General features: G+C 37.4%; 15 protein-coding genes, 1 tRNA gene and 1 pseudogene. 12 read left to right on the plus strand and 5 right to left on the minus strand.

The window, feature by feature from the left end; genetic code table 11:
• The first annotated feature begins 10 nt into the window (after window positions 1-10).
• From B9T25_RS00465 to B9T25_RS00480, 3 genes are all read left to right on the plus strand, one after another.
• A complete protein-coding gene (locus tag B9T25_RS00465; protein WP_086186556.1) occupies window positions 11-709 on the plus strand; it encodes a putative quorum-sensing-regulated virulence factor in 699 nt (232 codons plus the stop codon).
• An 88-nt stretch (window positions 710-797) separates the two neighbouring features.
• A complete protein-coding gene (locus B9T25_RS00470) occupies window positions 798-1,436 on the plus strand; it encodes a hypothetical protein (RefSeq protein WP_086186557.1) in 639 nt (212 codons plus the stop codon).
• A gap of 589 nt (window positions 1,437-2,025) precedes the next feature.
• Window positions 2,026-2,376 carry a hypothetical protein gene (locus B9T25_RS00480; protein ID WP_086186559.1) on the plus strand — a complete coding sequence of 117 codons (351 nt, stop codon included), beginning with the start codon at window positions 2,026-2,028 and terminating at the stop codon, window positions 2,374-2,376.
• Between the two features lie 175 nt (window positions 2,377-2,551).
• Here B9T25_RS00480 and B9T25_RS00485 read toward each other — a convergent pair whose 3' ends face one another.
• A complete protein-coding gene (locus tag B9T25_RS00485; RefSeq protein ID WP_086186560.1) occupies window positions 2,552-2,770 on the minus strand; it encodes a hypothetical protein in 219 nt (72 codons plus the stop codon).
• Between the two features lie 544 nt (window positions 2,771-3,314).
• Window positions 3,315-3,390: transfer RNA gene (locus tag B9T25_RS00490), tRNA-Arg, on the minus strand.
• Between the two features lie 188 nt (window positions 3,391-3,578).
• Here B9T25_RS00490 and B9T25_RS00495 point away from each other — a divergent pair.
• From B9T25_RS00495 to B9T25_RS00535, 9 genes and pseudogenes are all read left to right on the plus strand, one after another.
• A complete protein-coding gene (locus B9T25_RS00495; protein WP_086164161.1) occupies window positions 3,579-4,514 on the plus strand; it encodes an ABC transporter ATP-binding protein in 936 nt (311 codons plus the stop codon).
• Window positions 4,511-5,284 carry an ABC transporter permease gene (locus tag B9T25_RS00500; protein WP_086186561.1) on the plus strand — a complete coding sequence of 258 codons (774 nt, stop codon included), beginning with the start codon at window positions 4,511-4,513 and terminating at the stop codon, window positions 5,282-5,284. Before B9T25_RS00495 ends, B9T25_RS00500 begins: the two co-directional genes overlap by 4 nt.
• Complete coding sequence (gene queF, locus B9T25_RS00505) at window positions 5,284-6,099, plus strand: NADPH-dependent 7-cyano-7-deazaguanine reductase QueF (RefSeq protein ID WP_086186562.1); 816 nt, start codon at window positions 5,284-5,286, stop codon at window positions 6,097-6,099. Before B9T25_RS00500 ends, queF begins: the two co-directional genes overlap by 1 nt.
• A gap of 26 nt (window positions 6,100-6,125) precedes the next feature.
• Window positions 6,126-6,776 carry a hypothetical protein gene (locus B9T25_RS00510; protein ID WP_086186563.1) on the plus strand — a complete coding sequence of 217 codons (651 nt, stop codon included), beginning with the start codon at window positions 6,126-6,128 and terminating at the stop codon, window positions 6,774-6,776.
• A 226-nt stretch (window positions 6,777-7,002) separates the two neighbouring features.
• A pseudogene (locus tag B9T25_RS00515) lies at window positions 7,003-7,261 on the plus strand (FtsW/RodA/SpoVE family cell cycle protein); the annotation flags it as partial.
• A gap of 21 nt (window positions 7,262-7,282) precedes the next feature.
• The gene (mltB, locus tag B9T25_RS00520; RefSeq protein WP_086186564.1) at window positions 7,283-8,284 is read left to right on the plus strand and encodes a lytic murein transglycosylase B; all 1,002 of its coding nucleotides are present in this window, start codon (window positions 7,283-7,285) and stop codon (window positions 8,282-8,284) included.
• A 286-nt stretch (window positions 8,285-8,570) separates the two neighbouring features.
• On the plus strand, window positions 8,571-9,179 hold the full coding sequence (locus B9T25_RS00525; protein ID WP_086186565.1) for a septal ring lytic transglycosylase RlpA family protein: 609 nt from the start codon (window positions 8,571-8,573) through the stop codon (window positions 9,177-9,179).
• Window positions 9,180-9,313: 134 nt separating this feature from the next.
• Window positions 9,314-11,128: an amidohydrolase gene (locus tag B9T25_RS00530; RefSeq protein WP_228146833.1), complete on the plus strand. Its 1,815-nt coding sequence runs from the start codon at window positions 9,314-9,316 to the stop codon at window positions 11,126-11,128.
• A gap of 154 nt (window positions 11,129-11,282) precedes the next feature.
• Complete coding sequence (locus tag B9T25_RS00535; protein WP_086186566.1) at window positions 11,283-11,738, plus strand: DUF962 domain-containing protein; 456 nt, start codon at window positions 11,283-11,285, stop codon at window positions 11,736-11,738.
• A gap of 152 nt (window positions 11,739-11,890) precedes the next feature.
• Here B9T25_RS00535 and B9T25_RS00540 read toward each other — a convergent pair whose 3' ends face one another.
• From B9T25_RS00540 to B9T25_RS00550, 3 genes are all read right to left on the minus strand, one after another.
• On the minus strand, window positions 11,891-12,208 hold the full coding sequence (locus B9T25_RS00540) for an AzlD domain-containing protein (protein WP_086186567.1): 318 nt from the start codon (window positions 12,206-12,208) through the stop codon (window positions 11,891-11,893).
• A 1-nt stretch (window position 12,209) separates the two neighbouring features.
• On the minus strand, window positions 12,210-12,920 hold the full coding sequence (locus B9T25_RS00545; RefSeq protein WP_086186568.1) for an AzlC family ABC transporter permease: 711 nt from the start codon (window positions 12,918-12,920) through the stop codon (window positions 12,210-12,212).
• Window positions 12,921-13,016: 96 nt separating this feature from the next.
• A complete protein-coding gene (locus B9T25_RS00550; protein ID WP_086186569.1) occupies window positions 13,017-13,853 on the minus strand; it encodes an AraC family transcriptional regulator in 837 nt (278 codons plus the stop codon).
• Window positions 13,854-13,879 lie beyond the last annotated feature (26 nt).

Genomic DNA, 13,879 nt, shown 5'->3' on the forward strand with positions numbered 1-13,879 from the left:
GGACTAGGTCATGCAAGCAATTATTCTCGATACAGAAACCCATACTTTAAATGGACAGCCCATTGAGATTGCTTATGCACCTATTCAAATTAATGAAGGCAAACTCACACTAGATAAAAGCCAAATTTTCGATCAACTCTATCGTGTAGATGAACCTATTTCTTATGCGGCAATGGCTGTACACCATATTTTAGAATCCGAGCTGGTCGATCAACCACACTATACGAGCTTCAGCCTTCCACAGGACACAACCTATATTATTGGGCACAATATTGATTACGATATTCGTGCACTTGAAAAATGTGGCGTAGATACCTCAGAAATTAAAGCCATTTGTACACTTGCCCTTGCGCGTTTAGTTTGGCCAGATGCCGAGGCACATAATATTTCTGCACTCATTTATATGATTACCAAAGGCAGCGCAAAAGCCCGCGATATGATTAAAAAAGCACACCGCGCCGATATGGATATTATTTTAACGGCAAATATTTTAATGCATGAAATACATCATTTAAAAATTCAAACCATTGAAGAACTCTATACCGCATCCGAAGATGCACGTATTCCACGGACAATTAATTTTGGTAAACACCGTGGCACAGCCATTGCTGATTTACCCGCAGACTATATGCAGTGGTTACTTCGTCAAGAAGACCTCGACCCTTACTTACGTAAGGCAATAGAAAATGCCAATATATCAACTTTATAATCTTTTGATTTGTAATATTTTTTACATAATATTGTCATGATCACCCCATACAATCTGCCTTAATTTATTGTGGGGAGTAAATTAAGGCATGTCTCAATATTACAAAACTGATTTGGGCATTGAAAGTTTAAAACAGCGTTCAATGAATCTAAATGCTCGCCAGCGCAGACTATTACTGTTGATTGGTACAGATGATTTTGACCTCCTCGATGAACAATTTAAACATCGAATTGCACCGCCAGAAGTTCTTGCACAATTAATAGCCATGGAATTAATTGCTCCTGCAATCCAACACCCCATTCAAAAGCAAAAACCTACAGCGCTGCTTAATACTGAAATCAAAACCAGTCTTCCACTCCAAACAACAAACCTTATTAAAGAGAATTTGGCTGAACCCATCACCACAACGACTATCACACCACTTATTCCAGAAGTTGCTCATTCCAATTCCCCTGCAACAGAACCACAACATGAAATAGATGTGAATTTGGAAGAATTAAACTTTGATGACGTAAAACACTTGATGGCGCAACTACTACAACAAAACTGCGGTTTAATGGGCAAACAACTAACAACTCGCATTCTTAACAGCCATGATTTACGCAGTTTAAAATTATGTCAAATGCAATGGATCACAGAATTACAAGAAAGTCGTATTCGACCTCATGAATTAAATCAATGCTTAAAGCAAATCAATTTTTCACTACAAAAGCTAAATGCTTCGTAAATATTAAGCGTATTTTTCTGCTTTATAAGTCATTTTAACTCTAACTTATTAAGCTATAAATTTATTTTTCATTGAAAGAACAAGGATGTTAAATTTCTTACTCAAATATTCAATTATAAATAAATCAAATAACTCTCCACGCTAAGACCTTTGCTCAATGGTAAATACTCTCTAAAAAGTACATATATTTAGGGTCTGTTGACATTTCACAGATGCTTGCGACAGAGGATATTTTTTAGATGCTACAAGGCATGTTTTGCGAAATTTAGTCATTCTAAATGATGAGCAGTGACTAAAGCTGCGCAAGATAACGCAGTAGCGGAAAAAATATCCCTGTCCCGTAGGGTTATCACTAAAACTTCCCCAAACTTCGTTATGAAACCTGACAAGAGGGTCGGACCATTGTCTGCATTTCATGCCTTGCTTTAGTTGTTTTAGTTGTTTTAGTTGTTTTAGTTGTTTTAGTTGTTTTAGTTGTTTTAGTTGTTTTAGTTGTTTTAGTTGTTTTAGTTGTTTTAGTTGTTTTAGTGAATAACGCAATGCATGGCTGAAATGTCAACAGACCCTAGTATTTGAGAGAGAAATAAATATGCATTCTCAACATTATTTAAAATTTCATCCAGCCGACAATCCAATGTACTTAAAAAAATTAGGCAATTGGGTGATTACTTTTATCAACTCTCAAGATGAATTCACCAATATCCAACTTGCGATTACCAGTGTGTTACCCCGTCAAGTGAGTGATAACTTACAACCTACCCGAATTATTATTCATCAAACGGAATTCGATCATCGTTGGTTAATTCAACAAATTGAATGTTATGACAGCTTAGATGGCAAAGATAAACTATTAAGCTGTCATGATAAAATCGGCAAACAAATGATTCAAAATATAATGCAAGAATTTAATAAATATGATGTAGAGGTAAGCTTATTGTAAATTTTAATTCTAGGCTCACTTTGGTGGGCTTTTTATTGCCAATATATTTTTAATAGAATAGAAAAGCACCCTTCAAACCAGACTAAGAATATCCAACTTTCGAGGTGCATTATTTAAGTGAGTTTTTAGATCTAATGCTTTCATTTGAGCAAACCGCATATTTAACAACAACTATTTATTCAACAACACGATAAATATTGTCCGAATGCCGACTTTCGAAGAGTAATTCAATACTGGGCTGAATCATTTCTCCATTTACGACAATATGTTCAATTCTTTGAAAAAGGGACAGGTTATTCGCTTCAGTATTTTCAGGAATATCTCGAAGCAATGCTTGTACTTCATGAATATTGCTAAATTGGTCTTTCACCTTTAGCTCAATCATTTGAGTCATATCTTTTCTCATCTTATTTTATTCAACGGACCTTTTTATAGCACAAGTTCTTGCGTGAACATGATTTAGAGTTGTTAGATTTCTTGGCAATGTAATTTTTTATAAACAAAGAAATAAGCTTTTTTCTAGAGGCTTCAAATAAAAAACCAAGAAAACCACTTAAATACAATCCCTTTATCTATCATATTGATACACCACATTAATGCAAAAATAATTTTCTATATCACAATAAGAAAGCCCGCATTTCTGCGGGCTTTTATGTTGGAAGGCTAGTGCTGATTTCTTGTTCAACCCTAAGGTTGTAAACTCAACGAGCTGTCATTGATCCGTCCAACTACTTCGTAGCGTCTTCACGACCTACTGTAGGTTTAATATAAAACTGAAACGTGTATTAGGCAAGCGTACTCAACATTTCTACACATCAATCAAATAGAATTCCAATTGAATTAAAAAACCTTTAGGAAGTGTGCGATGTATAAAATAATAAAAATTATAAGGATGAAAATTGAATTGCTAAATTTTTTATATGTTTTAATTTAAAAATTGGTGCGCTCAGCGGGACTCGAACCCACGCCACAGGCTTCGGAGACCTGTACTCTATCCAGTTGAGCTATGAGCGCTTCTTTCGGATTGCGCACATCATAACAAAAAAAAACGTAAGGTAAAGCAACTATCTATAAGTCATCATTTTTTATGCTCACACTTTAAGCAATGTTCCAAAATTGCAACACAGAATTCCTCCTTATTGACTTGGTTTATTGACTAAGATCACTCACAATACTCATACTATTCACCATGTGAGAATTTCATGACTGATGCATTGACCTTGCGAGACGTATCTAAAACTTATCGAAATGGTTTTCAAGCACTAAAAGGGATTAACTTAAGCGTGCCTGAAGGTGAGTTTTACGCCCTCCTTGGACCCAATGGCGCAGGTAAATCAACCACCATCAGCATCATTAGTTCACTCACAAAAAAAACATCAGGTACTGTTGAAATTTTTGGGCACAATCTAGATACCCACCCTTCAGAAGCAAAACAATGCTTAGGTGTGGTGCCTCAAGAATTTAACTTTGGTCAATTTGAAAAAACATTTGATATTTTAGTCACCCAAGCAGGTTATTACGGCATTCCAAAAAAAATTGCCGAACAACGTGCTGAACAATATCTAGAAAAGCTCGGCCTCTGGGATAAACGCGCTGTTCAAGCTCGTATGCTGTCTGGCGGTATGAAACGCCGTTTAATGATTGCTCGTGCCATGATGCATCAGCCTAAACTGCTCATTTTAGATGAACCCACTGCGGGCGTAGATATTGAATTGCGTCGTTCAATGTGGGATTTCCTCACTGAAATGAATGAACAAGGCACTTCTATTATCTTGACCACTCATTATTTAGAAGAAGCTGAAATGCTCTGTCGTCGCATCGCTATTATTGACCGTGGTGTGATTAAAGAAGATACCACCATGAAATCTTTCTTAAATCAGCTCAGCGAAGAATCCTTTATTTTCGATCTGGTCGAACCGATTCAACCTATTCATATCGACATTATTGGTGTGCGTTTCAATTTAATTGATCCCGTTACCTTAGAAGTGACTATGGACAAAGCCCACACATTAAATGAACTGTTTCAACTTTTACAAGCACAAGGCATTCAAGTGGCGAGTATGCGAAATAAATCGAATCGCCTAGAGGAATTATTTGTAAAAATGGTGGAAAAAAATCTTGAAGGAGCAGCGCAATGAACTTGAATCAATTATACGTTGCGCTCTACACTCTTGTGCATAAAGAAGTGCGTCGCTTTATGCGCATTTGGCCACAAACCTTATTACCACCTGCAATCACCATGAGCCTGTATTTTGTAATTTTCGGAAATTTAGTCGGTTCTCGTATTGGTGAAATGGGTGGCTTTAGCTATATGCAGTTTATTGTGCCCGGCTTAATCATGATGGCGATCATTACCAATAGTTATGCCAATGTCTCTTCGAGTTTCTTCAGTGCTAAATTTCAAAAAAGTATTGAAGAATTGATTATGAGTCCAGTCCCGTTACATATGGTCCTTTGGGGCTATGTAATTGGTGGTGTGTGCCGTGGTGTTTTGGTCGGCATTATTGTGACTGCTATGAGCATGTTCTTTACTGACTTATATATCACCAATTGGTTTGTGACTATATATACAGTATTAATTACATCTCTCCTGTTTTCACTTGGAGGACTTATTAATGCGGTTTACGCCAAGTCTTTTGATGATATTTCAATTATTCCAACATTTGTACTCACACCACTAACTTATTTAGGTGGGGTATTCTATGCGATTAGTGCTTTAAGCCCTTTTTGGCAAAATCTCTCTTTAATTAACCCGATCGTATATATGGTGAATGCCTTCCGTTTCGGCATTTTAGGTCATAGTGATGTCAATGTTTCCGTTTCATTGACCATCATCACCTTATGCTGCGTTGCGCTTTACGGCATAGCTTACTATTTACTTTCTCGTGGCTCAGGAATGCGTGAATAATGACTGTAGAACTCTCTTTATTAGGTAAAGACACCAGCTATCCAACAGAATATCAACCCGATATTCTGTTTCCTATTGCACGTGCACCAGCGCGTGAACACTATGCTCATGTTGAAGGCATTCAACAAGGTCAGGATTGGTGGCATGTTTTTGAAATATCTTGGTTAAATGCAGTAGGCATTCCACAAGTTGCCATTGGTCGTATGGCGCTACCCGCATCATCACCAAATTTAATCGAATCAAAATCTCTAAAGCTATACTTTAATAGTATGAACTTTACTTCATTCGAATCAAAAGAAGCTTTTATTACTACGGTAGAAAAGGATTTATCTACAGCCGCAGGCGCACCAGTCACCCTTAGCCTATTCCAAGCCGATGATTTAGACATTTCTAAACCTGAGGGCATTTGTATTGATGATTTAAGCCCAGAACGCTTAGAAACGCATCCAGATGCAACTTTATTAAAGCTAGACACAGAAAATACTGAAACCGTCGACATTCAACTGTATTCACATTTACTACGCAGTAACTGCCCCGTTACAGGACAACCCGATTGGGGCACAGTTTTTATTCGATATCAGGGTAAAAAACCTTGTTATCGCAGTATTTTAGCTTATATTATTTCTTACCGTCAGCATAATGGTTTCCATGAACAATGTGTGGAACAAATTTTTGCCGATATCTGGCAAAAGTTTACACCAGAAAAACTGATGGTTTATGCAACCTATACACGTCGGGGTGGATTAGATATTAATCCTTGTCGTGTATCGGATATAACATGGATGCCTCGCCCCATTCGTTTGGCGCGACAATAAAATGAAAAATATTGAGGTTTTTTGACATGCCATTTTTTGGTTTTATTCCTTCTGTAGAATTATTAACAAGTATTCAAACAGGTCAGGAAAAGAAAAATTCGAGCGAACCGCTTTACCCTTTACGTGACAAAACAGCGCTGCTGATTAATGATGAAATCATTGATGGTATTTTGACTGAACTTGTTCGTCGCTTTCCACCTAGTGATAAACGTGATACCGCAGAAAAACTCGCAGGTTACATCAAATCAACCGTTGCTGTTTTGTTAAAACAGTTATTGGGGAAATCTTCAAACGATATTGTTAAACAATCCATTGAGTTCTCTGAAAAAAGCTTATTTAAAGATACCGAAGGAAACTTCCGTGTCGGTGAAGCTTTAGATGCAAGTTTGGTAGCGAATCTTAAAAAGAGCTATGCTGAAATTAAAGCAGGAAATGACGTCAATACAGCAGCTTTGGCTGAACTGTATAAACAATTTGCAGACGCGACCATACATCATTTTATGAATGACTTTAATAAAACGCTAGATTTAGGCATGATCAAACGCACAGCAGCTGATTTTGGTTCTACTGCCGTCACTAAAGCGGTACATATTGCAGTGAATAAAATCATTCCCAATCTGACCAAAGAAGAACTACTGGTACTTGCTGAATACCACGACACCCTTTTTCACGCTTAAGCTTTTTAAAAAATCTAAAAAACCTAGCAACAGCTAGGTTTTTTTTATTGCAATATATTGATATGCATTGTCTAAGTGTAGGTTTATGTTAGCATTGCTTTGTATTAGGCAATCTCAAAAAAGTCATGACGCCCTGCCCGAAATACAACTTTTTTAACCACATTCGATGCAATAATATAAGTACGGTAATATTGCCCTCTAGAATGGCAACATTTACATTTTATTGATCCTGATTATTTTATATTTCGTCATTATTTTTAGAACGATACAGATTGGACTGAATTGTTTGCATAAGTATGGCTACTTATTCGCTAGCAGTCTAAGTTTGTCGTTTTTTGTATGTGTATTTGTTAATGCTGGTGTGGTCAGTGGTATCTTACCTATTACAGAAATTCCGCTTCCTTTTTTGAATTATAGCGGTACTGCAATAATTATTTTTAATGGCTGCTTTTAGCGTTGTGATGTCTATCCATACACACAAATGATATTTTGGAACTTTGAGCAATATGTTAAATATCCACTTTTATAACAAAATGAAACGCCTCCCTTTACTTATTGGTGCGCTTTCCATCACCAGTTTCTGCCAAGCCAATGATTTTTACAATCACCCTAGCTATAGCAGTTTTAAACAGAAAACGATGCAAACCTATGGCTTAAGTGCAGAACAAATCGATTGGGCCATGAATGGTTCAAAAAACCTACCGAATATTATTAATATTATGAATCGCCCTGGTGAAAGTAAACCTTGGTACGAATATAAAACCAATTTTATGGCTGAAAGCACCATTCAACGTGGAGTTCAGTTCAAAAATCAATATGCCGATACATTAAACCGTGCCGAACAACAATTTGGTGTCCCACAATCGGTTATTTTAGGCATTTTAGGTGTGGAAACTGGTTTCGGCGTCAATAAAGGCAATTTCGTCACTCGTGATGCATTAGCAACCTTAGGGTTTGGTTTCGAACGACGTGCACAATATTTCCAAGATGAACTTGCGGCACTGATTGCATGGTCATACAAAGATGGCGTTCCAACTCATTCAGTGGTTGGTTCTTATGCCGGTGCCATTGGCTACCCACAATTTATGCCAAGCAACATCCCTAAACTCGGTGTGGACTACGATGGAAATGGACATATTGATCTGAGAAATTCTGCCGTAGATGCCATAGGTTCAATTGCGAACTATTTAGCCAAACATGGGTGGCAGCGCAATCAACCCATTGGCTTCTCAGCGCGCTATACAGGAAATAACCCTGAATCCATTATTACCAAAAATTTGGAACAACCGACACCCTATGGAGTCTTAAAGAATCAAGGGATTACACCAACTAATCCGATTGTAAAAATAGATGACTTAGATCTAGTCAATGTGATTCAACTTCAAGAAAGTTATGCACCGATCTACTATATTACCTATCCTAATTTCCAAGTGATTACGGCTTATAATAAGAGCCGTATGTATGCGACTGCCGTATGGCAATTAGGTACTGAAATCGCTAGTCGTTGAGACTAGCTTTTATTAAAAACAATAAAAGTCAAGATTTTATTTTACAAAATAGCGTGCAAAACACACGATTTAAATAATATGTTACAATATTGATTATTTTTTAATCAAAAAGTGATCTATTTTCACTCTTTTTGCAATTATTTCAATTAAAAAGTAGACAGCTTTAGCCCAGCATGAATATTATCCATCTCGTCAAATGTAGTTGCAAAAGAGAATTAACAGACTTGATTGCCAATATTTCAATCGTTTAGATGAAGTTAAGCACATGGTCTTTAGGAGTTTAATAATGCAGTCTTCGCTTAAGTATATTTTAGCTTTAACCACCACTTTTGCCCTGAGTCAGTCTCAAGCAGAAATGGTTCAGTCATCATTCAATACAGATAATGACAACGCTCGCCTAGCTACACGTGTCTTGAATAAAGATGCTCAAAAGTTTAACTCGCACTTTTCAAATTTAAATAGCCTTTCAATCACTGAGCGTTCTGGCGATAAAATTCGTCGTGAAACAATTGCAGCAAAAATTGAAATCCCTGAAAACGAGCCTTCAGTGATTGAAAAGTTAAACACCGTTGCATCCAATACTGTTCGTAAATTCAGTCAGACTGGTGCAGCATCGTGGTACGGTCGCCAGTTTCATGGTCGTAAAACAGCAAGTGGTGAAACATTTGATATGAATGGATTGACTGCTGCTCACCGTAGCTTGCCATTGAACTGCTTTATTCGTGTAACGAATAAAACCAATGGTAAAAGTGTTGTGGTAAAAGTAAATGATCGTGGTCCATTCCATGGCAACCGAGTTCTAGACTTATCTTACGGTGCTGCTAAACAACTTGGTATTACCAATGCTGGTACAGCCAAAGTCAATATTGAACGTGTAGATGGTCCAAATTCATAAGCACATGCAAAACTTCTAATACGTTTGACTTAAAAGCCACTTAATGTGGCTTTTTTAATGCCTGAAAAACTTTGTTTTAAGCATCAGCTTAGTGTTTAATAAATACAGCATATAAATAATGATAAGAGTTGAGGATGAACATCTTGTTGAAAATTCAAAAGCGTCATACACATAACGTAATAATCAAATGCATCGTTTCATCATTACCATTCACTTTACTTGCTGCATGTTCCAGTTTGCCTACAGCACAACAACCAGTGCTTCAAGAACAGGCTTCAAATACACTCTTGGTTTATGGCGGTCCTATTTTAACCATGGAAGGCATGCAACCCACCTATGTGGAAGCATTACTGATTCAAGCTGGTCATATCCAATTTAGTGGAAAACTTGAACAAGCACGCAAAATTGCCCCTCAAGCACAACAACTCAATTTAAAACAACGTACAGTCATCCCTGGTATCATCGACGCACATAGCCATGTCAACAGTGTCGGCTTACAGCAAACTGTTGCGAATCTTTACTCTCCCCCAGATGGAACAGTGACCGATATTAATTCGCTAATTGTTGTCATGAAAAGCTGGCAGCAGCAAAATCCCGAATTTATTCAAGCAACATCAGGCTGGATTATGGGCAACGGTTATGATGATGCCCAACTCAAAGAAAAGCGCCATCCAACAGCAACAGAACTGGATCAGATTTCTAAAGATCAACCCGTTTTGATTCTTCATCAATCTGGACATCTCGCATCGGTCAATCATAAAGCTTTAGAAATACTCAACATCAATGCAAAAACACCCAATCCATCTGGTGGTGTGATCCGTCGGATGAAGAACTCTATGGAGCCCAATGGTGTGCTTGAAGAAAGTGCTGTTTTTAGTGCCATGATGCAGGCTTTTAAAAATGTCCCACCCGATGTTATGGAAAAAATGGCACTCACAGCTATTCAAACCTATGTCCAAAATGGCTACACCACCGTTCAGGAAGGTCGTGCGGATGCAGGAACGAGTGAATTGTGGCGAAATTTAGCCAAACAAGGAAAATTACCGATTGATCTGGTGTCTTATCCCGACATCAATAACGAAAAAGAATACATGCTTAGGCATGGTACGAGTCAAAACTATGATCATCATTTTCGCATAGGCGGCGTTAAAATAAGTTTAGATGGCTCACCTCAAGGCAAAACGGCTTGGCTGACTCAACCTTATTTGATTCCACCAGAAGGAAAACCAAAGACCTATTCAGGCTACCCTGCCTTTCCTGAAAACAAAACGGTACAGGATGCGATTAATTTAGCCTTTGAACACAAATGGCAAATACTGGCCCATGCCAATGGTGATGCTGCAATTGATCAATACTTAAACAATATTGATACCGCAATCAAGCGCTATCCAAAATTAGACCGACGCAATGTCATTATCCATGCACAAACCATGCGTGAAGATCAGTTAGACAGAGCTAAGTCTCTTGAGCTAATTCCCTCTTTCTTTTCATTACATACCTATTATTGGGGCGACTGGCATAGGGACGAAACACTGGGCGTAGAAAGAGCAAATCGCATTTCACCAACGGGTTCTGCTTTACGCAAGGGAATCTTGTTTACCGAACATCATGATGCACCTGTTATTCCACCACGTAGTATGATGACCCTTGATACCACTGTAAACCGCGTCACACGCAGTGGAAAAATATTGGGTGCGGAACAACGCGTTAGCCCTTATATTGCTTTAAAATCGCTCACAGACTGGGCGGCTTATCAATATTTTGAAGAAAATAGCAAAGGAACACTAAGTAAAGGAAAACTGGCTGATTTTGTCATTCTAAGTGATAACCCTCTCACCATCCCAAGCAACAAAATTAAAGATATACAAATATTAGCCACCTACAAAGAAGGTCAGCAGATTTATCAAAACCCAAGCCTAAAAAATATGGAACTTAAAACATCACCATAAAATACGGTATTGCGAATTCTTTAAGGGGTCATTCAGCTGATTTAAAGTGAATGACTCAAATCGACTGCTAGATACTTTGACCCATGATTGCTTCTGGTTTATATTTTAAGCAGATAAAAATAAATGCATGGATCAATACCGAACAGGAGTGACAATGAAAACAATCAACCAATGGCTGGATGAATATAGCGAAAGTCATCAAAATAAAACCAACAAAGCAATTCATTGGGCTTGTGTACCCGCAATCCTTTTTTCCATTATCGGCATACTTGCACATTTCAGTGCCTTATTGACTGCCTTGCTACTGGTACTCAGCCTAGTCTTTTATGCTCGCCTTGATTTGGTCCTTGCTGTAGCGATGTCTACACTTTTAGTCGTCATGGCATGGTTAATTTACACTCTACCTGTAGGCGTTGGTTTTTATATTGGTCTTTTTGTTTTAGCTTGGATTGGTCAATTTTATGGCCATAAAGTCGAAGGTAAAAAGCCTTCATTCTTTAAAGACCTCCAATTCCTCCTGATTGGCCCAGTATGGTGCATGGACGCCTATCTAGGTAAATTGATACCTAAATGGAAAACGCGCCATAAATCGAAAATGACAGCCGTTTAAGCCATATATAGAACTCTAATAATCAAGAAGCTTATTTCTATGGATTCTGTCGCTTATTTTCAATCCATTAAGGTATCTATTAAACGAGGCAAAAATAAGACCAACAAAATATGCCATTACATTTTTAAACGAATTTAAACAGCCTCAAAATGCTACGACGGCATGAATATCGTAAGCATATAAAAGAAAACCAAACTAAAAATTATGCTGAGTAACGTTTTTTTTAACCATAAAATCATGAACACGCAAAAAATAGCACCATATAAATAAGGATTATTTGGAAATGCTCTAAATGCATCATCTTGATAAAAAATAATAGGAGCACAAATTGCAGTGAGTAAACATGGAGCCGAATACTTCAACATTTTTTCAAAAAAATGAGGAAACTTAACATCAACTCTAGGCTCTAGAAAAAAGTACCGATTAAAAAAAACAATACCTGCCAAAATAAAAATATATGTCCAAGTCATCTTATTGTCCGCCCTTCGCTTCAATACACATAGAAGTAAGCATGCCAATTACACCAGACAATACAATTGCAGCATCAATATGAAAATACTTAAATACTAATGAGGCAAACAAAGTAACCACTACACCGACAAATGCGGCCTGATTTTTTATTAAAGGAACAATAATGGCAACAAACACCGCTACAATTGAAAAATCTAAATGAAAATCAGACAGATTAGGCACGATACTCGCCAAATAAATACCCAACACACTAAAAAATACCCATGCGATATAAAAGCTTAGCCCAGCACCTAATAAATATTTTTTATTTCGATCCAACTTCGAAATAGCAACAGCGAATAACTCGTCCGTTAAAAGAAAACCCAATGGCAACCTATCTTTGAGTAATAAAGGAGCAATATTTTTGCGTAGTGTCAGTGCATAAATAAAATGCTGACTGGTAATTAAAAAAATAGTGAAAAAAATGGTCAGTGCTGAAGCACCTGACATCACCATTCCCAAACTAACCAATTGTGCTGCACCAGCAAAAACGATGGCAGACATCGCAATGGCTTGTGATACTGACAGACCTGCTTGTATTGCCACCGAGCCTGCTAAAATCCCCCAAGGTAAAACAGAAATAGACAAAGGCATCATGTCTATAACACCTTGACTGAAACTTAATGGCTTCTTTTCATTATCTACTTGTTTTTCCTGATCCATCCACACCATTGTTCAATCCGAGCGATTCACTAAATAAAGATCGAATTTAAGTGTTCTTATTTTTACATTCTTGAACAAAATTGCTTAAACAAAAGATCAAAGACACTAAGAGGGTTTAAAACTAGAAATATATTGCAAAGGCGTTACGCCGATCGCTTTCTTAAAATGTCGATTAAAATGACTTTGATCTGAAAAACCACATAGCTGTGCAGTAACCGCAATATTTTCACCTTGTTTTAAACATTGCCGAGCCTTATGTAAGCGATACTGAACCAACCACGCATGTGGAGGCAATCCTGTATATTTTTTAAACTGCCGTAAAAAATACCAAGGACTTAAATCAACCAATTGTGCCAAATCACTCAGTGAATAATCTTTTTCAGGACAACTTGCCAGTAGCTCTTTCACAGTAAGGATCTTTTTCTGTGTTTCTGGTAAATTCTGTGGTGATAAGCGACTTTTACTATATCTTGACATCAAACATGCAAGCGTTGAGATATACATACTTTCTTTAAATAACAAATTATCTTTACAAGCCAATAAATCAAATAAAAAGGACAACTGTTGAGCCAAACCGACATCATGTATGACAGCATCAGGAAACCACGGGGTAACCCCTGTAGAGTTAAAAAAGTCCCGACTCACCTCATTCAACATTTCTGGTGTGGGATAAATAGCCCGATAACGCCATCCAGACTCAGCTGCAGATGCACCTGTATGAATTTCATCTGCATTCACTAAAATAATATCGCCTTTAGGGGCAATATGTAGCTTTCCAGTACGAAAAAAAGCTTGCGCACCCTCTTCAATCACACCAATACAATAACCTTCATGCACATGCTTAGAAAATTGTTTTTGGTGATAAGAAGCTGTTAATAATTCTAAGCCACCCAATTCTTGAAGATGTTTATAGTCAACATATTCAGACTTTTGTTCATGCATAAGAGACTCACTCATTGATATTTCAA

This window comes from Acinetobacter sp. ANC 4470 (assembly GCF_002135335.1).
Classification (GTDB): domain Bacteria; phylum Pseudomonadota; class Gammaproteobacteria; order Pseudomonadales; family Moraxellaceae; genus Acinetobacter.